Origin of the sequence: Nocardioides sp. CFH 31398, from assembly GCF_022436705.1 — a bacterium.
In the GTDB taxonomy this organism is placed as follows: domain Bacteria; phylum Actinomycetota; class Actinomycetes; order Propionibacteriales; family Nocardioidaceae; genus Nocardioides.
Genome location: NZ_JAKUHT010000005.1, coordinates 276,984 through 295,594 on the forward strand (window position 1 = coordinate 276,984; position 18,611 = coordinate 295,594).

The 18,611-nt window shown below is 74.5% G+C and carries 18 protein-coding genes and 3 tRNA genes; 11 read left to right on the forward strand and 10 right to left on the reverse strand.

Annotated features, from left to right (window positions below; all coding sequences use genetic code 11):
- Window positions 1-2: 2 nt before the first annotated feature.
- Window positions 3-1,493 carry an FAD-binding oxidoreductase gene (locus MJ876_RS05955; protein ID WP_240235276.1) on the reverse strand — a complete coding sequence of 497 codons (1,491 nt, stop codon included), beginning with the start codon at window positions 1,491-1,493 and terminating at the stop codon, window positions 3-5.
- Between the two features lie 29 nt (window positions 1,494-1,522).
- Window positions 1,523-2,293, reverse strand: coding sequence for an SDR family oxidoreductase (locus MJ876_RS05960; protein WP_240235278.1), 771 nt, complete (start codon window positions 2,291-2,293; stop codon window positions 1,523-1,525).
- 67 nt (window positions 2,294-2,360) lie between these two features.
- Here MJ876_RS05960 and MJ876_RS05965 point away from each other — a divergent pair, with 67 nt between their 5' ends.
- The 4 genes from MJ876_RS05965 to MJ876_RS05980 all read left to right on the forward strand — a co-directional run bounded on the left by MJ876_RS05965 (window position 2,361) and on the right by MJ876_RS05980 (window position 5,381).
- Window positions 2,361-2,711 (forward strand): VOC family protein, encoded by a 351-nt coding sequence (locus MJ876_RS05965; RefSeq protein WP_240235280.1) that lies wholly within the window; start codon window positions 2,361-2,363, stop codon window positions 2,709-2,711.
- 116 nt (window positions 2,712-2,827) lie between these two features.
- Window positions 2,828-3,436 carry a TetR/AcrR family transcriptional regulator gene (locus tag MJ876_RS05970; RefSeq protein WP_240235281.1) on the forward strand — a complete coding sequence of 203 codons (609 nt, stop codon included), beginning with the start codon at window positions 2,828-2,830 and terminating at the stop codon, window positions 3,434-3,436.
- On the forward strand, window positions 3,433-4,980 hold the full coding sequence (locus MJ876_RS05975) for an MFS transporter (protein ID WP_240235282.1): 1,548 nt from the start codon (window positions 3,433-3,435) through the stop codon (window positions 4,978-4,980). The genes MJ876_RS05970 and MJ876_RS05975 overlap by 4 nt, the downstream gene beginning before the upstream one ends.
- Window positions 4,981-5,042: 62 nt before the next feature.
- Window positions 5,043-5,381 carry an HU family DNA-binding protein gene (locus tag MJ876_RS05980; protein WP_275694458.1) on the forward strand — a complete coding sequence of 113 codons (339 nt, stop codon included), beginning with the start codon at window positions 5,043-5,045 and terminating at the stop codon, window positions 5,379-5,381.
- Window positions 5,382-5,950: 569 nt separating this feature from the next.
- Here MJ876_RS05980 and MJ876_RS05985 read toward each other — a convergent pair.
- The 3 genes from MJ876_RS05985 to MJ876_RS05995 all read right to left on the reverse strand — a co-directional run bounded on the left by MJ876_RS05985 (window position 5,951) and on the right by MJ876_RS05995 (window position 9,591).
- On the reverse strand, window positions 5,951-7,381 hold the full coding sequence (locus MJ876_RS05985) for a YibE/F family protein (protein WP_240235286.1): 1,431 nt from the start codon (window positions 7,379-7,381) through the stop codon (window positions 5,951-5,953).
- 174 nt (window positions 7,382-7,555) lie between these two features.
- Window positions 7,556-8,107, reverse strand: a complete 552-nt coding sequence (locus MJ876_RS05990) for a GNAT family N-acetyltransferase (protein ID WP_240235288.1) — start codon at window positions 8,105-8,107, stop codon at window positions 7,556-7,558.
- On the reverse strand, window positions 8,104-9,591 hold the full coding sequence (locus MJ876_RS05995; protein WP_240235289.1) for an NAD(P)/FAD-dependent oxidoreductase: 1,488 nt from the start codon (window positions 9,589-9,591) through the stop codon (window positions 8,104-8,106). The genes MJ876_RS05990 and MJ876_RS05995 overlap by 4 nt, the downstream gene beginning before the upstream one ends.
- 204 nt (window positions 9,592-9,795) lie before the next feature.
- On the opposite strand from MJ876_RS05995, the gene MJ876_RS06000 reads away from it, so the two are divergent.
- The 3 genes from MJ876_RS06000 to MJ876_RS06010 are packed head-to-tail and all read left to right on the forward strand — an operon-like array spanning window position 9,796 to window position 11,587.
- Complete coding sequence (locus tag MJ876_RS06000) at window positions 9,796-10,803, forward strand: ATP-binding protein (protein ID WP_240235291.1); 1,008 nt, start codon at window positions 9,796-9,798, stop codon at window positions 10,801-10,803.
- Window positions 10,800-11,213 (forward strand): CrcB family protein, encoded by a 414-nt coding sequence (locus MJ876_RS06005; RefSeq protein WP_240235293.1) that lies wholly within the window; start codon window positions 10,800-10,802, stop codon window positions 11,211-11,213. Before MJ876_RS06000 ends, MJ876_RS06005 begins: the two co-directional genes overlap by 4 nt.
- Window positions 11,210-11,587: a CrcB family protein gene (locus MJ876_RS06010; protein WP_240235295.1), complete on the forward strand. Its 378-nt coding sequence runs from the start codon at window positions 11,210-11,212 to the stop codon at window positions 11,585-11,587. Before MJ876_RS06005 ends, MJ876_RS06010 begins: the two co-directional genes overlap by 4 nt.
- On the opposite strand, the gene MJ876_RS06015 is transcribed toward MJ876_RS06010, so the two are convergent.
- The 4 genes from MJ876_RS06015 to MJ876_RS06030 form a co-directional block, all read right to left on the reverse strand.
- Window positions 11,578-11,937 carry a metallopeptidase family protein gene (locus tag MJ876_RS06015; RefSeq protein ID WP_240235297.1) on the reverse strand — a complete coding sequence of 120 codons (360 nt, stop codon included), beginning with the start codon at window positions 11,935-11,937 and terminating at the stop codon, window positions 11,578-11,580. The genes MJ876_RS06010 and MJ876_RS06015 overlap by 10 nt on opposite strands.
- 85 nt (window positions 11,938-12,022) lie before the next feature.
- Window positions 12,023-12,099 (reverse strand) — tRNA-Asp (locus tag MJ876_RS06020).
- A gap of 97 nt (window positions 12,100-12,196) precedes the next feature.
- Window positions 12,197-12,272, reverse strand: a tRNA-Glu gene (locus MJ876_RS06025).
- Window positions 12,273-12,319: 47 nt separating this feature from the next.
- Window positions 12,320-13,249 carry an alpha/beta fold hydrolase gene (locus tag MJ876_RS06030; protein WP_240235299.1) on the reverse strand — a complete coding sequence of 310 codons (930 nt, stop codon included), beginning with the start codon at window positions 13,247-13,249 and terminating at the stop codon, window positions 12,320-12,322.
- Between the two features lie 38 nt (window positions 13,250-13,287).
- On the opposite strand from MJ876_RS06030, the gene MJ876_RS06035 reads away from it, so the two are divergent.
- The 4 genes from MJ876_RS06035 to MJ876_RS06050 all read left to right on the forward strand — a co-directional run bounded on the left by MJ876_RS06035 (window position 13,288) and on the right by MJ876_RS06050 (window position 17,100).
- Window positions 13,288-14,028: a YqjF family protein gene (locus MJ876_RS06035; protein ID WP_240235301.1), complete on the forward strand. Its 741-nt coding sequence runs from the start codon at window positions 13,288-13,290 to the stop codon at window positions 14,026-14,028.
- 141 nt (window positions 14,029-14,169) lie between these two features.
- A tRNA-Phe gene (locus MJ876_RS06040) sits at window positions 14,170-14,246 on the forward strand.
- A gap of 208 nt (window positions 14,247-14,454) precedes the next feature.
- A complete protein-coding gene (locus MJ876_RS06045) occupies window positions 14,455-16,239 on the forward strand; it encodes a SpoIVB peptidase S55 domain-containing protein (RefSeq protein ID WP_240235303.1) in 1,785 nt (594 codons plus the stop codon).
- Between the two features lie 93 nt (window positions 16,240-16,332).
- Window positions 16,333-17,100, forward strand: a complete 768-nt coding sequence (locus MJ876_RS06050; RefSeq protein WP_240235304.1) for a ZIP family metal transporter — start codon at window positions 16,333-16,335, stop codon at window positions 17,098-17,100.
- Between the two features lie 127 nt (window positions 17,101-17,227).
- Here MJ876_RS06050 and MJ876_RS06055 read toward each other — a convergent pair whose 3' ends face one another.
- Window positions 17,228-18,436: a S8 family peptidase gene (locus tag MJ876_RS06055; RefSeq protein ID WP_240235306.1), complete on the reverse strand. Its 1,209-nt coding sequence runs from the start codon at window positions 18,434-18,436 to the stop codon at window positions 17,228-17,230.
- Window positions 18,437-18,611 lie beyond the last annotated feature (175 nt).

Consider the following 18,611-nt stretch of genomic DNA (forward strand, 5'->3'; position numbering starts at 1 on the left):
GCCTAGAGGTCGTCGCCGAGCGGGAAGATCGTGCCCGCGTTCATCGTGCCGTTCGGGTCGAACGTCCGCTTCAGCCCGGCCAGGATCGGGTAGGCGCTGCCGTGCTCCTCGCGCGTCCACTCGGTGCGGTACTTGCCGATCCCGTGGTGGTGCACCATCGACCCGCCGACGGCCAGCGCCTCCTCGACCACGATCGCGTTCAGCGGCCGGTGGTAGAGGTCGATCTCCTCCCGCGGCTCGCAGGTGATGTCGTAGTCGTAGACGAAGTAGAGGTTCGTGCCGGTCTGGTAGCTGTGCGAGGAGTGCGCGCCGAGCATCGTGAGGTCACCGGCGCGGGGGAACTCCTCGCGGACGCGACGCATGACGTTGTCGTAGAGCGCCGGGACGGCCGACCAGCTGGCCGAGACCTCGGTCGTGTAGCCGAGGTGGGCCTCGCGCAGCATCGCGGCCTTCTCCGCCTCGATCTTGTCCGGGCCCCAGTTGAGGTGGGTGAACCACTCCTCGACGAGGCCCTGCTCGACCGGGGTGACGCGGTGCTCCTCGGCACACCGGGCGACGGCGTCGTCGATGCCGGCGGCGGTGGCCTCGACGAGCCGGCGCGGACCCTCCGCGACGAGGACGACGACGCTGGTGCGCTCGGCGTCGAAGCCGGGCAGGTGGCTGAAGTGCTGCTGCGCGTCGCCGGGCGAGTAGGCGCGGGCGACCGACGGCCGGTAGCCCCCGACGACGACCTCGCGGAGGATCTCGATGCCGGCGGCGAAGTCGTCGATCAGGTAGCCGCGGAACTCGAGGGCCTCGGGGGCGCGGAAGACCTTCACGGTGACCTCGGTGACGACGCACAGCGCGCCCTCGTTGCCGATGACGACGTGGCGCAGGTCGGGGCCGGCGGCCCGGCGGGGGACGTTCTTGATCCGGGCGACCGTGCCGTCGGGGAACACCGCCTCGAGCCCGACGACCATGTCCTCGATGCCGCCGTACAGGGTGGACAGCTGCCCGATCGAGCGCGTCGCGACGAGTCCGCCCATCTGCGCGATGGGCTTCGACTGCGGCGAGTGGCCGGTGGTGAGGCCCTGGGCCCGCAGCTCGTCCTCGAGCCGCTGGAGGCCGACCCCGCACTGCACGGTGGCCTGCATGTCGACCGGGTCGATCGAGAGGATCGCGTCCATCGGCGAGCAGTCAAGGACGATCGAGTCCGCGACCGCGGTCTCGAGGCCGCCCTCCGTCGCCGTACCGCCGGTGCGCGGGACGACGTTCAGGCCGTGGGCGTCGGCGTAGGTCAGCACCGCCCGGACGTCGTCCGTCGAGCGGGCGCGGACGATCGCGGCGGGGAACGGGCCGTCGAAGATGCCGTGGACGGCCGTGTACTTCTTGAACCGGTCGACGCTGGCGGCGCGGATCGCGTCGGGGTCGACCTCGACCTGCGACTCGCCGAGGAGGTCGACGAGGTCGGCGACGATGCCGGCGGTGGCGGGGGTGGTGAGCTCTGCGGTCATTCCGGGGTGCTCCGGTTCACGAGTCGGGGTCAGCGGACGAGGTAGCCGCCGTCGACGGCCAGGACGTGGCCGTGGACGTAGTCGGAGGCGCGGCTGGCGAGGAAGACGACGGCGCCCATGAGGTCCTCCGGCTCGCCCCAGCGGCCGGCCGGGACGTGGTCGACGACGACCTGGCTCGCCGCGGGGTCGGCGCGGCGGGCGGCGGTCATGGGGGTGGCCATGTAGCCGGGGGCGATGGCGTTGACGCAGATGCCGTCGGCGGCGAGCTCGTCGGCGTACGCCTTGGTGAGGCCGGCGATGCCGTGCTTGGTGGCGGCGTACGCCGGGGACCCCCGGCCCCCGAGGACGCTGAACAGCGACGCGACGTTGATGATCTTGCCGCCGCCCTGGGCGCGCATCGTGGGCACGCACTCCTGGGAGAGCTCGAAGGCGGCGGTGAGGTTGAGCGCCACCATGGCGTCCCAGCGCGCCCGCCCGAACGACTCGACGTCGCCGATCAGGCTGATCCCGGCGGAGTTCACGAGCACGTCGAGGCGCCCGTACGTCGCGAGGCAGCGCTCCACCACCTGCCGCGGCGCGCCGGGGGCGGTGAGGTCGATCGTCAGCTCGTCGTACGACGCCCCACGGGCCTCGACCAGCGCGCGCGTCTCGCCGCCGTCGTCCGCGACGGTGGGCACGAGGACGTCGGCGCCCGCCGCGGCGAGCGCGAGGGTGAAGGCCCGGCCCAGGCCGCCGTTGCCACCGGTCACCACCGCGACGCGCCCGGCCAGGGAGAACGCGTCGAGCGAGAACTGCTCCACGGAACCGCACACTAGGACCATCCGCCGCGAGCGATGAGTCAGGTCCGTCCCGCGGGTCCTCCCGACCATGACGTTCACCGGAGTGATGGCCAACCTGACCGTCGGCGACCTGGACCGCAGCCGTGCCTGGTACGCGGCCGTGGTCGGGCGCGAGCCCGACGAGTCACCGATGGAGGGACTGCTGGCCTGGTACCTGGGCGAGGCCTCCCACCGGGTCGGTCTCCAGGTCCACGAGGAGCCCGACCGTGCCGGGCGCGGTGGGGTCGTGCTCCACACCGAGGACCTGGCCGCCACCGTCGCCCGCCTCGACGCGGCCGGCGTCGCGCACGACGAGCCGTTCGACGCCACGCACACCCAGGTCATGGTGATGAGCGACCCGGACGGCAACCGCGTCGTCGTCACCGCCCCGTTCGCCTGAGGGCGGGCCCGGGGGTCGAGGCGCTCGCAGGGACGCCGCTCCGCGCGAGTTGCCCCTCGTGAGACGGCGTGGTTCCATATGAGACATCAATGTCTCATATGGAACGAGAGTGACCCATGTCCACGCGTGAGCAGGTGCTGGACGCCGCGCTGCGCACCCTGAACGCCGACCCCACCGCCAGCCTCGCGACGATCGCCGAGGCCGCCGGGGTGGGCCGGGCGACGCTGCACCGCCACTTCCCCGGCCGCGACGACCTCGTGCGCGAGCTCGGCGACCGCTCGCTCGACCGGTGGGAGCAGACCCAGGACGCCAGCGGGATGGCCGACGCCATCGCCGACGGCGGCGCCGAGGCGGTCACGGCCTGCCTGCACTCGATGTTCCCGCGCCTCGTCGTCGACGCCGAGGACCACGGCTTCGCCCTGACCGACTCCTTCCTCGTCTGCGACCCCGAGCTCGCCGCACGCACCGCCGCGCTCGAGGAGCGCGAGGTCGGTCTGTGGCGCACCGCCCAGGCCGCGGGCGTCGTGCGACCCGAGCTGCCGGCGCGCTGGTACCTCCACGCGGGCTACGGCCTGCTCGTCGCCGCGCGCGACGCGCTGCGCGCCGGGGACGTCGCCCGCCGCGACGTCGCCGACCTCGTCCTGGACACGCTCCTGCACGGCATCGGCACGAGCACCCCGACCACCACGAGCACCACCACGACCCCGGAGGGAGGGGCCCGATGACCACCCTCACGCCCGACACCCACCCGCACGACACCCCGGCCCACCCCCGACGCTGGGCCGGGCTCGCCGTCCTGTCCGCCAGCCTGCTGCTGGTCGTCATGGACGTGACGATCCTCAACGTCGCGCTGCCCGCCATCACCGCGGACCTGCGGCCCGACTCGGTGCAGCTGCTGTGGATGGTCGACGCCTACCCGCTGGTGCTGGCCGGCCTGCTCGTCACGGTGAGCGCGCTCGGGGACCGGTGGGGCCGCAAGCGGATGCTCCTCGCGGGCTTCTCCGTCTTCGGTCTCGCGAGCACCCTCGTGCTGCTCGCCGACTCGCCGGAGGCCGTCATCGCCGTCCGAGCGCTGCTCGGCGTCGGCGGGGCGATGATCATGCCGTCGACCCTGTCGATGATCCGCACCCTGTTCGCCGACCCCCGCGAGCGCGCCACCGCGCTCGGCGTCTGGGGCGCCATGGCCGCCGTCGGAGGTGCGCTCGGCCCGATCGTGGGCGGCGCGCTGCTGGAGTTCTTCGACTGGCACGCCGCGTTCCTCGTCAACGTGCCGGTCATGGCCGTGGCGCTCGTCGCGGGCGTCGTCCTGCTGCCCGAGGGCCGTTCGGCCCGCCCGCCGCGCATCGACGCGCTCGCCGCCGTGCTGTCGGTCGTCGGCATGGTGAGCCTCGTCCACGCCGTCAAGAACGGCGGCAAGGACGGCCTCGAGCCGGACGTCGCGCTGACCGGCGTGGTCGCCGTCGTGGCGCTCGTGTGGTTCGTGCGGCGCTGCCTCGCGGCGAGCGACCCGATGCTCGAGGTCCGGCTGTTCCGCGGCCGCGCCTTCACCGCGGGCGTCCTGGCCGCGCTGGCGTCGGCGATCGCCATGGCGGCGATGCTGCTGCTCGGCGCCCAGTGGCTGCAGCTGGTCGAGGGCTTCTCGCCCCTGCAGACCGGCCTCGCGCTGCTGCCGATGGCCGTCGGCGGCGTGCTGGGGTCGCCGTACGCGCCGACGCTGGCGGAGCGGGTGGGCGCCCGGACGGTCCTCGCCGGCGGCCTCCTCGTCGGGGGCACCGGCTTCTCGCTGCTCTTCGTGGCCCCGGCCCCGCTCACCTACCCGTGGCTGGCCGCCGGCCTGACCCTCGTGGGCATCGGCATGGCGTCCCTCGCGGTCGCCTCCGCGGTGATCATGGCGGGGGCGCCGAGCCACCAGGCCGGCAGCGCCGCGGCGGTCGAGGAGACGTCGTACGAGGTCGGCAGCGTGCTCGGCGTCGCCGTCCTCGGCAGCCTGGCCGCCGCCGTCTACCGCTCGGGGGTGCCCGCCGACGAGCTCGCCGCCCGCGGCGTGGACGCCGACTCCGCGGCCGCCGCCCGGGAGTCGCTAGGCGGGGCGCTGGAGGTGGCCTCCACCACGCCCGCCGGCGGCTGGCTGGCCGAGGCGGCCACGTCGTCCTTCACCGCGTCGCTCGCCGACTTCGGCCTCGTCGGGGGCGCGCTGATGATCGTGACCGGCGTCGTCGTGTGGTGGCTGACGCCGGCCGACCTCGACCTCGCCCACGCGAGTCACTGACCACTCAGCGGGCGGGCCTTTACCCGCGAAACGCCCCCGCAGAGGGCCGATCACCGCGCCGCATGGCTAGGGTGCGGGGGAACCCCCGGTTGCTCCGCGCGACCACCACCGACGAGAGTGAGCACATGAACAAGAAGGAACTGAGCGACGCCATCGCGTCCAGCACCGACCTGAACGGCTCGCAGGCCACCGCCGCGCTGGACGCCGCCGTCGAGACCATCAGCGCCGCCCTGAAGAAGGGTGACAAGGTCACGATCGCCGGCTTCGGCACCTTCGAGACGCGTCAGCGCTCCGCCCGCACGGGTCGCAACCCGCAGACCGGCGAGACGATGCAGATCGCGGCGAGCACCACCCCGGCCTTCAAGCCGGCCGCGGGCCTGAAGCGCGCCGTCGACAGCTGAGCCGACGGCCGGGCCAGGGGTCCGGCCGGACCGCAGCACTCCGAGGATCCGTCCCGCCGAAACGGCGGGGCGGATCTTCGTCGTTCGGGCCTCCCCGGTGGCGTCGTCGCTCTACCGTGGCCTCATGTCGATCTCGGACGACAGCACGACGACGGGCGTGGGCGGACCGCCCCACGTCGAGCCCGGGCTGCTGGCGGTGCACCGCTTCGCCCGGCCCGCCGGCATCCGGCGGTTGCAGGCGGCGACGGCGCTCGGCGTCGTCGCCCTCACGGCGTTCCTCGGTCTGTGGGCACGTCTCGACGAGCGGGCCCTGGCCGGCCTGCCCATCCTCATGCTGGCGCTCAGCGTCGCCCTGGTGCTGGCGTGGTTCGGCCGGCCCGTGAGCGAGGTGCGGGTGGAGTACGGCACCCTCGTCGTCTCCACCGGGGACAGCGAGCAGCGGCTCGACGTCGCCGGGGTGGAGCTCGACGTGGTCGGCTCACCCGAGCAGCGTGGCTGGCGGGTGAGGTTCCGCCGGCCCGGACGCCGGGCGCTCGTGGTCGACGCCTCGATGGTCGACCCGCGCGAGTTCACCGAGGTGATGGGTCGCTGGCGGCCCGACCTGGCGTCACCCGTCGACCCGACCCGGGAGGGGTCGCGGTCCCGGTGGGCGGGGCGTCGGACGGCGGCTCCGGCGCGGGGCTCGTCCGGGCGCGGCGTCCGGGGCGCGGTCGCTCCGGACGCACCGTGAGCGCCGCGATCCCCGTCGTCACCGGCACCGCCAGGACCAGCCCGATCGCCGAGGCCAGCGTGCGCACGATCTCCTCGGCGACCACCTCGTCGGTGAGCACCTCGGTCAGCGGCCGCTCGTAGAGCGACGTCAGCATCAGCACGGCCAGCGCGGAGCCGACGTACACGAAGACGATCGTGTAGATCGTCGAGGCGATGTGGTCGCGCCCGATGCGCATGCCGCTCGCGAACAGCCGCGTGCGCGACATCTCGGGCGCCGCGGAGCGCAGCTCCCAGACCGCCGACGACTGCGTGATGGTCACGTCGTTCAGGACCCCGAGGCCCGCGATGATGATGGCCGACGTCAGCAGGCCCTGGTAGTCCAACCCGTCGGCGTACAGCAGGAGCAGCTCGCCGGTGTCGTCGGAGACCCCGGACAGTCGCGCCGAGTCGACGCCCCACAGGGCGATGACCGTGGTGATGGCGATGCCGACGAGCGTCCCGGCGAGCGCCGTCGACGTCCGCACCGACAGGCCGTGGGCGAGGTACAGGACGACGAACATGATCACCGACGAGCCGACCAGCGCCACCGCGAGGCCGTTGCCGCCGGCGAGCAGCGCGGGGAGCATGAAGAAGGCGACCACCAGTCCGGCGAACCCCAGCCCCACCATCGCCAGCACGCCGCGGAGGCGGGCGACGGCGACGACCACGACGAGGAACGCGATGCCCAGCGCGAGCAGCGGCGGGTCGCGCTCGACCTTCGACCAGCCGTACGACGCGTCGCCGTCCGGGCTCAGGCCCGAGCCGGTGGCCGGGCCGTCCTGGCCCGACCCGGCGCCCGCGTCCGGGGCGCCGCCCGGGGTCGGGATCCGGATCAGCTGGACGTCGTCGCCCGGGACCAGCCCGGCGCGCGTGACGTAGGGCGGCACCTGCAGCGACACGTCGTCGCCCGCGCCGTCCCCGTCGGCGACGGTGACCTCGAGGACGTTGCAGCCCTCCGGGAACGGCTCGTCGCCGCCCTCCTCCCCCGCCGGCGGCGGGGCGTTGGGGTCCGCGCGGACCACCGGGCACGGCTCCCCCACCGAGCGCACCTCGGCGGTCGGGAAGGTCACCCCCTCCTGCGCGAACTCCACGGGCTCGGGGGCGTCCGCCGCGGAGGGCCACAGCAGGGCCATGCCGACCACCGACGCGAGGCCGGCGAGGGCGAGGGCGACGACCAGGACGGTCCGGGCCAGCCCGGAGACCTCGACGTCGTCGTCGTGCGTGCTCCCGTGCGCGTGCGACCCGCCCATGGGCGTTGATCCTCCCATCGGCACCTCCGTGACCGCCCGGGCCCCGCGCCACGGGCGGTCGAGCCCGTCGAGACCACGACCCCCGTCCCACCGGGTCTCGACACGCGCCGTCGCGACCTCGCGGTTCCTGAGCCTGTCGAAGGGCGGTCGCGGTCGCTGCTCGACCTCCCGCCGCTACGCCGGACTCGCGGGCTCGCCCGGCTGCGGCGTGACCCAGTAGCGGCGCTTGACGCCGCGGACGTCCTCGAGGACCCCGCCGTTGCGCTCGATGGTGCGGGCACTGGCGACGTTGTCGTCGTCGCAGGTCACCAGGACCCGGTCGATGCCGAGGCGGGCGCACATCGGCAGCGCCAGGGCGAGGGCGCGGCCGGCGTGGCCCTCCCGCCGGCGGGAGGGGCGGACGGCGTAGCCGACGTGGCCACCCTGCTCGAGCAGAAAGTCGTTGAGGCGGTGGCGGATCGCCAGGAACCCGAGGACGTCAGGCGAACCGGGCCCCTCGACGATCCACGCGAACGAGCAGGGCACCCGACCCTCCGGCGGCTCCCAGGCCGGGTCGGCCATGAGGAGCCGCTCCGCGACGTACGACGCGAAGCCCTCGCGCGAGGTGTCGGCGGGCGGGCCGTGATAGCCGGAGCCGTCCATGTGGGCGGCCCCGAAGTCGGCGACGCAGGCCGCCCACCCGTCGTACCGGTCGAGCGACGGGGGGACGAGCGCCGTCGTCGTCACCCGGCGCGCTGCTCCACCGGCACGCCGCGCTCACCGGCGTCGGTGAGGCGGGCCTCCTCACGGGCACGCTCCTCGAGCTCCTCGCGGCGCACCCGCTCCAGCTCCGAGGGGTCGCGCGGCACCGTGTCGGGCTCGGAGACCAGGTCCGACGCCCCGCCCGCGAGCTGCTTCAGGGCGTTGCGGGCGAAGATCTGCTGCTCGGTCGACGTCCGCTCCGAGCGGCCGCGGCCCAGGAACGACACGAACCAGTGCAGGACGGCCGTCACCCGGTTCTTGAACCCCGTGATGTAGACGAGGTGCACCGCCAGCCACATGAGCCAGGCGATCACGCCGGTCAGGCGCAGCTTGCCGACCATCGCGACCGCGCGGAAGCGGCTGATGATCGCCATCGAGCCCTTGTCGAAGTAGTGGAACGGCTCCTGCGGCGGCTTGTTCTTCAGGCGGCCGTCGATCTCCTTCGCGGCGTACTTCGCCCCCTGGATCGCGACCTGCGCCACACCGGGCAGGTGGTCGAGGTTGATCATGTCGCCGACGACGAAGACCTCGGGGTGACCGGGCAGCGTCAGGTCGGGGTTGACGGCGATCCGGCCGGCGCGGTCGAGCGGGGCGCCGGTCTGCTGCGACAGGGTCTTGGTCAGGGGGTTGGCCTGGACACCGGCGGCCCACATCTTGGTGACGGCGGAGATCCGCTCGGTGCGGCCGGTGCGGTACTTGACCTCGAGGCCGCGCTCGTCGACGCCGGTCACCATCGCGCCGAGCATGACCTCGACACCCAGCTTCTCCAGCTCCTTCTTGCTGCTGGCGCCGAGGCGCTCGCCGAACGGCGGCAGCACCTGGTCGGCGGCGTCCACGAGGATCACCCGCGCCTCGCGGGTGTTGATGTAGTGGAAGTCCCGCTTCAGGGTGCGGTGCGCGAGCTCGGCGATCTGGCCGGCCATCTCCACGCCGGTCGGACCCGCGCCCACCACGACGAACGTCAGCAGGTGGTCGATGTCGTCGCCGCGCTGGGCGCCGAGCTCGGCGAGCTCGAAGGCACCGAAGATGCGCCCGCGCAGCTCGAGGGCGTCGTCGACGCTCTTCATGCCCGGGGCGTACTCGGCGAAGTGGTCGTTGCCGAAGTAGGACTGCGAGGCGCCGGCGGCGACGATGAGGGAGTCGTACTCGGAGACCGTCTGACGGCGCAGGACGTGGCTCGTGACGGTACGACGCTCCAGGTCGATGTCGGTGACCTCGCCGAGCAGCACCTTGGCGTTCTTCTGACGGCTGAGGATCTCGCGCGTCGGGGGCGCGATCTCGCCCTCGGAGAGGATCCCGGTCGCGACCTGGTACAGCAGCGGCTGGAAGAGGTGGTGCGTCGTCTTGGCGACCATCGTCACCTCGACGTCGCTGCGGCTCAGCGCCTTCGTCCCGAACAGGCCGCCGAAGCCGGACCCGATCACCACCACGCGGTGGGGCGACGTGGGCGTGCGGTCGGTGCTGGTCATCTCGCGGCTCCTCGCGATCATCGCGCGGCGGGCTCCCGCCGCACCTCCATTGTCCTCCCGCCGAGGCGGGGCGCACCAATCCCAGTGCCCAGGAAACCCGTCCGACAAGGGTGGTTTCGGACACGTCGCGGGCGGGTAGGCGGAGCCGGAGCAGCAGCGCGTCGGCCCCCTCGGGGGTCGGCGATGCCCCGGAGGAGACCCCCGATGAGCCTGGACGGGAGCGCGCTGGCCCTGGAGCCCGCGCCGCGCTCGGTCCAGCGTGCCCGCCGGTGGGTGGCCGAGGTGTGCCGGTCGGCCGGCCGCGAGGACCTCGTCGAGTCGGCCGAGGCCGGGACCTCCGAGCTCGTCACCAACGCCCTCCTCCACGCCCCCGGGCCCATCGACCTCCGGGTCAGCGGGACGGCCGAGCACCTGCGGATCGAGGTGCACGACGCCTCGCGGGTCCCACCACGGCCGCAGCCGGCCCACCGGGCACCACCGGCGCCGGACCCGGACGACCTCGACGCGCTCCTGGCCTCCCTCGACGACTCGCTCAGCACCGTGAGCACCGTCGGACGGGGCCTCCACATCGTCGCCACCAGCGCCCTCGCCTGGGGCGCCGAGATCACCGGTGACGGCAAGGTCGTCTGGTTCGAGCCCGCCCCCGGGCTGCGGGAGGACCTCACCGAGGCCGAGCTCGCGGGCTCCGTCTACGCCACGGGCGAGGCGTCCGCCGGTGCCGCCGTGGACCCGCGCTCGGCGGGGGCCGAGCTCCTCGAGGTCCGCCTCGTCGGCGTGCCCGTCGACCGGCTCGCCGCGTTCCGGCGCCACCACCTCGAGCTCCGGCGCGAGCTGCGGCTCCTCGCCCTCGCCCACGCCTCCGACTACCCGCAGGCCGAGCGGCTCTCGGCGCTGTTCGCCGACTTCGAGGCCGACTTCGGGCCGGCGGTCTCGGGCCCCGAGGTCACCTCCGCGCTGCGCTCGGCCGCGCCGTACGCCGACCTGGTGCTGCGGGTGCCCGCGGACGCGTCGTCCTCCGTCGACACCATGCTGCGCCTGCTCGACCTCGCCGACGAGTTCTGCCGGGCCGCCCGCCTGCTGACGCTGGCCCGCAGCGACGCCGACGTGGCGTTCGCCCAGTGGTTCCTGGGTGAGATCGGGGCACGGGCCGGGGGGCGCCCGGCCACGCCGTGGGGCGACGCCGGGCCGGACGCCCGATACTCGTCCCCGTGACTCCGCCCGACGTGGGACCGCCCTCCGGGCCCGCGCCGTGGCTCCTGCTCGTCGTCGTCGCGCTCGGCGGCGCCGTCGGCGCGGTCGGCCGCTGGGCGGCAGTCGGGCTGACGCCCGCCGAGACCGGCTTCCCGGTCACGACCTTCGCGATCAACCTGTCGGGGTCGTTCGTGCTCGCGATGCTGCCCGGCCTGCTCGGGGCACTGCGCCCCCGCGCCCGCGCGCTGGCCGCCGCCGCGCTCGGGCCCGGCCTGCTGGGCGGGTGGACCACCCTCTCGGCGTACGCCGAGCAGTCGCGCGCGCTGCTGGCCGACGGCCGGCTCCTCCTCGCGGGGGCCTACCTCGCGGGCACGCTCGCGGCGTGCCTGCTCGCGGTCGTGCTCGGACGTCGACTGGTGCCGGCCCCGTGACCGGGACCCTGCTGACCGGCCTGCTCGTCGGGCTGGGCGGCGGCGCCGGTGCCGCCGCGCGCTACGCCCTGCAGCGGCGCCTGGACGCGGACCGGCCCTGGGGGGTCCTGGTCGCCAACGTGGTCGGCTCGGCGCTGCTGGGCGTCTTCTCGGCCCTCGCGCTCGCCGGGACGCTGTCGGCGGAGGGTCTCGCCCTGCTCGGCACCGGCTTCTGCGGCGGGTTCACGACGTACTCGACGTTCGCGGTCGGCACCCACGACCTCGGGGCGCGGCGCGGGTGGGCGTACGCCGCGCTGACGACCGGACTGTCCCTGGCGGCCTGCGCGGCCTGCTTCGCGCTGACCGGCGTCGCGACGGGGCTCCCTCAGGCGTAGCCCAGGTCGTGCAGCCGGTCGTCGTCGATGCCGAAGTGGTGCGCCACCTCGTGGACGACGGTGACGCGGACCTCCTCGACGAGCTCCTCGCGCGTGTCGCACATCTCGAGCAGCGGGCGCCGGAACACGAGGATCCGGTCCGGCAGCGGCACCTCGAGCCCCCCGTCCCCGCCGCGCTCGGTCAGCGACACCCCGTCGTACAGGCCGAGCAGGTCGGGGTCGTCGGCCGGAGGCTCGTCCTCGACGAGCACCACGAGGTTGTCGACGTGGGCGGCGAGCTCGGCGGGGATGCCGTCCAGGGCGTCGCCCACCAGGGCCTCGAACTCGGCCCGGTCCATCTCCACCGCCATGCGGCCATTGAACCGGGTGCGGCAACCGGTGCCCCCGGAGACCAGCAGGTCCCGGCCACTGACGTGACCGGGACCTGGAGGTTCCTGGCGACCTCGACGGGACTCGAACCCGCGACCTCCGCCGTGACAGGGCGGCGCGCTAACCAACTGCGCCACGAGGCCAGGATGTGCTGATCGTTCTCGGCCCCCTCGTGAGGAGCCGGAAGAACACTAACGCAGACACGGGGCGCGGCCCAATCGGGGCCCCGACGACCGGGACTGGCACCCCCAACGGGATTCGAACCCGTGCTGCCGCCGTGAAAGGGCGGAGTCCTAGGCCGCTAGACGATGGGGGCCTTGGCGGGGCCAGCGTACTGATCGCGCCGCCGCGACCGACCCGGTGTCACCGGCCTGCGCCGTCCGACGCCGGTGCGGCCAGCCAGGGCCGCAGCTCGGCGAGGACCTCGTCGCTCGCCTCCTCCTGCAGCGAGTGCCTGCCCGCCAGGGCGCGACCGGTGACGAGGGCGTCGTCCGCCGCCTTCTCCCGCCACGTCGCCAGCACGTCGTACGTCCTGCCGACGAGGCCCGCCTCGCCCCAGAGCGCGAGCAGGGGGACGGCGACCCGCGCGTCGGCGTCCGCGCGGTCGTGGTCGAGGTCGATCGTCGCGGAGGCGCGGTAGTCCTCGCAGACGGCGTGGATCATCGCCTCCTGCGAGTAGCAGCGGAGGTAGTCGGCATACAGCCGCGGGTCGGCGGCGGCCGGGTCCGCGAGCTGCGAGTCGTGGTGGGGGCGCAGGAACGCGTCGGGGTCGGCGCCGATCATCCGCTCGGGCCACGGCTCGGGCTGGATGAGGAAGAACCAGTGCCAGTACCCGGCCGCGAAGGCCATGTCGGTGCGCTCGTACATGGTGCGGGTGGGCGCGATGTCGATCACCGCGAGCCGGGTGACGGCGTCCGGGTGGTCGAGCGCGGCGCGGTGACCCACCCGGCCGCCGCGGTCGTGGCCGACGAAGGCGAACCGCTCGTGGCCGAGCGAGGCCATGAGGGCGACGACGTCGGCGGCCATCGTCCGCTTGCTGTACGCCGCGTGGTCGCCGCCGCCCCGCGGCTTGGCGGAGTCGCCGTACCCCCGCAGGTCGGGGCAGACGACCGTGTGGTCCTCGGCGAGCGCCGGCGCCACGCGCGACCACGTCAGGTGGTTCTGCGGGTGCCCGTGCAGGAGCAGCACCGGCGGCCCGTCGCCCGCGGTGGCGACCCGCAGCGTCGTGCCGCCCTGGTCGTGCTCGACGTCGACGTCGCGGTGGCTGAATCCCGCCAGCAGGTCCTCCGACATCCTCCTGACGGTAGGGCACCGGACGTATCTTCTGCCCTGTGCACGCCGAGCCCGTGACGACGGACGCCCCCGCCCTGCCCCGTCCGGTGGTGATGAGCCAGGACTGGCGCGACCTGACCTTCCTCCACTGGGCGGTCGACCCGTCCTCGCTGGAGCGCTTCATGCCTCCCGGGGTGCGCCCGGACGTCCACGAGGGCCGGAGCTACGTCGGCCTGGTGCCGTTCCGGATGGTCGACGCCGGCTTCGCGAACGGCCCCGCCGTGCCCTTCTTCGGCACCTTCCTCGAGACCAACGTCCGTCTCTACTCGGTCGGCGCCGACGGGCGGCGCGGCGTGGTGTTCCTGAGCCTCGACACCGACCGCCTGGCCGTCGTCGCGGGCGCGCGGGCGGCGCTGCGGCTGCCCTACCGGTGGGCGTCGATGTCGTACCGCGTCGACACCGTCGCCGGGGCACCCGAGCACACCTACACGGCGCGGCTGCGGACCCCCTCCCGTGCCACGTCGCGCCTGGTGGTCCGGGTCGGCGAGCGGCGGGAGGCCACCGACCTCGACGTGTTCCTCACCGCCCGGTGGGGCCTGCACACGCGGGCCTGGGGCCGGACCCTCTACGTGCGCAACTCCCACCCGGCGTGGCCGCTGCACGACGCCGAGGCCGTCGTCCTGGACGACGGCCTGACGGCGTCGGTGGGCCTGCCCGGGCTGGCCGACCGGGCCCCCGACCACGTCGCCTTCAGCCCGGGCGTGCACACCCGGTTCGGGCGGGCCGTCAGGAGTCGTTGAGGACGAGCCGCGGGTTCGCGGCCGCGAGAGGCCCGGCGTCGGGGTGGCGGGTCGGCGCGGGGCACGAGCCCGGGGAGGCCGCGTCCAGCGCTCCGGTCGTCCGCCTGTATGCTCGTCCCCGATCCGGCCAGCCGGGTCGATGGGCAGGTAGCTCAGTTGGTACGAGCGTCCGCCTGAAAAGTGGAAGGTCGGCGGTTCGACCCCGCCCCTGCCCACCACACCCGCAGGCCACCGGCCTGCACGAACGCCCCCTCCCGGACCGCCGCGGAGGGGGCGTTCGCCGTCTCCGTGCCCCCCTCCCACCGGGCGGTCTAGACCACCTCGGAACCTTCTGCGCCGGCGCTGGGCGTCGGGCCGCCGGGTCTGTACCTTCGGCCTCCCGTCGGTGCGCACGACCGCGCGCCGACCGAGAACGGGGGATCTCACATGACCGTCCACCACCACCGTCGGCGCCGCCTCGCCTCCCTGGCCGGCCTCGCCTCCCTGGGCCTCGCCGCCCAGGCCGTCGTCGCCGTCGCGGGGGCGCCGGCCCAGGCCGCAGCCGCCGAGGACTGCACGGCCGCCTTCCCGGTCGCCGAGCTCGCCGCCGGCGACGCCGTCACCGGCCTCACCGTCACCCGCGGCACCGAGCCCACGGGGTTCACCGGCGAGGTCCTCGGGGTCCTCGAGGACGGCATCTACCCCGGCCTCGACATGATCATGGCCGAGCTCGACATGCCGGAGTTCGACCGCACGGGCGGCATCTGGCAGGGCATGTCCGGCTCGCCGGTCTACGCCGACGACGGCCGCCTGATCGGCGCCGTCGCCTACGGCCTGTCCTTCGGCCCCTCCCCCGTCGCCGGGATCACGCCCTTCGAGGACATGGACGACTACCTCGACGCCGGCGCGCCGCCCAGGCGGATCGCGCTGTCGGGCGCCGACGCCCGCACCGTCGCCCGCGAGGCCGGCATCGGTGCGGCCCAGGCCTCCCGCGGGTTCGCCCAGCTCGAGATCCCGCTCGGGGTCTCCGGCGTCTCGGCGCGCCGCCTCGCCCAGGCGAGGGCCGAGGGTCCGGCGTTCCTGGCCGAGAACACCGTCGTGGCGGGCAAGGCCTCGGCGGGAGCGGCCGACGCGGACACCATCGTGGCGGGCGGCAACGTCGCGGGGTCCGCGGCCTACGGCGACATCTCGTTCGCCGGCGTCGGCACGGCCACCTCGGTGTGCGACGGCCGCGTGGTCGGCTTCGGCCACCCGCTGGCGTTCCTGGGCTCGACCACCCTCGGCCTGCACCCCGCCGACGCCCTCTACGTGCAGCCCGAGAGCATCGGCGCGCCGTTCAAGGTCGCCAACGTGGCCCCGCCCGTGGGCACCGTGACCGACGACCGGCTGACCGGCATCACCGGCACGTTCGGCGCCGTCCCCGACGGCGCGGAGGTCACCTCGACCGTGGAGTACGCCGGCCGTTCGCGCACCGGGAGCACCGAGGTCTACACACCCCTGTTCCTCCCCGACGTGAGCTTCTTCCAGGTCATCGCCAACCAGGACCGGGTCGTCGACGGCCCGTCCGACGGCTCCGAGCTGATGACGTGGACCATCACGGGCTCGGAGGACGGCGAGCCGTTCTCCCTGACGTACACCGACCGGTGGACCGCCCGGCAGCTCACGTTCCGGACGGCGTACAGCCTGGCCGAGGTCGTCGCCCGGACGAGCAGGATCGACGGCGTCACCGTCGACTCCGTCACCACGGAGGCGAGCGTCGACGACACCGACGAGCGCCACACGCTGACCGCGGTCCAGCAGCTGCGGAACGGCCGGTGGGTCACCGTCACGAGGAAGGCGCCCGCCCAGGGCACGGCCGGCGAGGTGATGAACCTGCGGGCCGTCCTCGGCGGGAGCGCCGGGTCGACGACCGTGCCGCTGGGCCCGATCACCCTGCCCCGCGACGCGCCGCGTCGCCTGCGACTGGTCGCCGAGGGCGGTGACGCCGGCTTCGGCTTCGTCCGGGGGAACACCGTCGCCAGGCTGCGCGCGGCCCTGGCCTCGCAGCTGCGGCACGACCAGGTCCGCGTGCAAGTCGGCACGCCCGACAAGGTGAGGTCCGGCGTGGAGGAGGACTACTACCTCTCCGCCCGCGGCGAGCGTGGTGCGTCCTTCGTCCGCACCCGCACCACCGCGCCCCAGGCCTTCGTGGTCAGGGGCGTGCGCAGCCTGAGGGTGCTCGTCGACCGCTGAGGTCGAGGGTGAGGGGCCGCCGGTGGAGCACCGGCGGCCCCTCGTCCGTGCCGGGCACCCGCATGCCCGCCGCTGCCCGGGGCACCCGGGGAGATGGACATCCCGGTGTGGCTGGAGGCGGGCCTCTGGGGCCTCCTCGCCGGCGGGGCCCTCATCATGGGGGCCGGTGTCGCCTGGGTGGTCGACGTCCCGGCACGTGTGGTCGCCGGGATCATGGCCTTCGGCGCGGGGGTGCTGATCTCCGCGCTCTCCTTCGACCTCGTGGAGGAGGCCGAGAGGACCGGTGGCCTGGGCCCGACCCTGGCCGGCTTCCTCGCCGGCACGCTCGTCTACGTCGCCGCGAACGCCGCGCTGGCGCGCCGGGGAGCGCGACACCGCAAGCGCTCCGGGGCGGAGCGGTCACCCCGGCAGTCCTCCGAGTCCGGGCAGCCGGGCAGTGGGCTCGCGATCGCGGTCGGGGCGCTGCTGGACGGCGTGCCCGAGTCCACGGTGCTGGGGTTGTCGCTGCTCGGCGGGGGCGGCGTGGGCGTGTCCGTCCTGGCCGCCGTGTTCATCTCGAACCTGCCGGAGGGCCTGTCCTCGGCGGCGGGCATGAAGCGCGCCGGCCGCAGCGCCGGTTACGTCTTCGGGGTCTGGACGGCGGTCGCGGTCGCGAGCGGCGTCGCCGGCGCGGCCGGTGTCCTGCTGCTGGCGGGCGCCTCGGCAGCGGTGGTCGCGCTGATCACCGCCGTAGCCGCCGGCGCGATCCTCGCCATGGTCGCGGACACGATGGTCCCCGAGGCCTTCGCCGAGGAGCAGGGGAGCACCGGCCTCCTCGTCGCCCTGGGTTTCGCCGTCGCCTTCACGATCGGGCGGCTCTGACCCACCGGCCCGACCTCACCGGCCCGGCGGCCCGACCCCCGCTCCGACCCACGACGCCCCCTCCGGCCCGATCCGGAGGGGGCGTCGTGAGCCCCTGCAGGGATGAAGGTCCGTGTCCGGCCCGGCGTCAGCGGGCCGTGAACAGCAGGCGGTTCGGCGAACCCTTGGCGTCGATGACCACGCCGGTGGTGGCGTCGCCGACGATCGCGGAGGTCACGGCCGCCGGAGAGGCGCCGGGGCTGCCCTGGAGCACCTGGGCGGCGACGCCCGCGACGTGCGGGGAGGCCATCGAGGTGCCCGAGATGGTGTTCGTCGCGGTGTCGTTCGTGTACCAGGCCGAGGTGATGTCCTGGCCGGGGGCGAACACGTCGACGCAGGAGCCCCAGTTCGAGAAGGAGGCGCGGGAGTCGGTGCGGGTGCTCGCGGCGACGGTGATCGCGGATGAGGCGCGGGCCGGCGAGGAGCCGCAGGCGTCGGCGTCCTCGTTGCCGGCCGCGACCACGACGGTCACCCCGGCGTCCGTCATGCGCTGGACGGCGGCGTCCGTGGCGGCGTTGGCCCCGCCACCGAGGCTCATGTTGGCGACGGACGGACCGTCGGCGTTCTGCGCGACCCAGTCCATGCCGGCGACGACGCCCGAGTTCGAGCCGCTGCCGAGGCAGTTGAGCACCTGGACCGGGATCAGGTTCACCTGCTTGGCGATGCCGTACGTCGCGCCGCCGACGGTGCCCGCGACGTGCGTGCCGTGGCCGTTGCAGTCGTTGCGGGCGTTGCCGAGCAGCACCGAGCTGTAGCCGCCCTGCACCCGGCCGCCGAAGTCGGTGTGCGTGGCGCGGATGCCGGTGTCGATGACGTAGGCGTCGACGCCGGCGCCGGTGGCGGACCAGGAGTAGGTCCCCGAGAGCGGCAGGCTGCGCTGGTCGGTGCGGTCCAGGCCCCAGGTCGCGTCCTGCTGGGTGTCGCTGATGGAGACGCGGCCGTCCTGCTGGACGAGCGCGACGTCGGGGTCGCGACGGACGTCGCGGAGCTGCGCGGCCGTGAGGGTGGCGGTGTAGCCGCCGACCGCGGGGTAGACGTGCTCGATGGCGTCGCCCAGCCCGTCGACCGCCGAGCGGGCCTCGCTGCGGGCGGACGGCGCGTCCTCGTCGAGCACCACGATGTAGCGCGACGCGATCGCGTCGTCGACCCTCACGAGCGGGGCGAGGTCGGACCGGGCCGCAGCAGGGGCCGCAGCAGGGGCCGCAGCAGGGGCGGAGACGGCGGGGACGGGCGCGGCGAGCGCGGTGAACCCGGCCACCGCCGCGAGCGCGGTGGTGGCAGCGGCGATCTTGGACATGCGTGGAGAACCTCCCGGGCCCCGAGGCCCGTGTCGTCTGCGCGGCCGGGGGACCGCGGTCGGTCCCGAGCGGCCGACCCGCCCCACTGTGCCCGCGGCACGCCGCCCGGTGAAGTGATCGGTGCCCGCAGGAACCTGCGGTGCACGAACGTGCACGCACCGACGAGCACCCGAC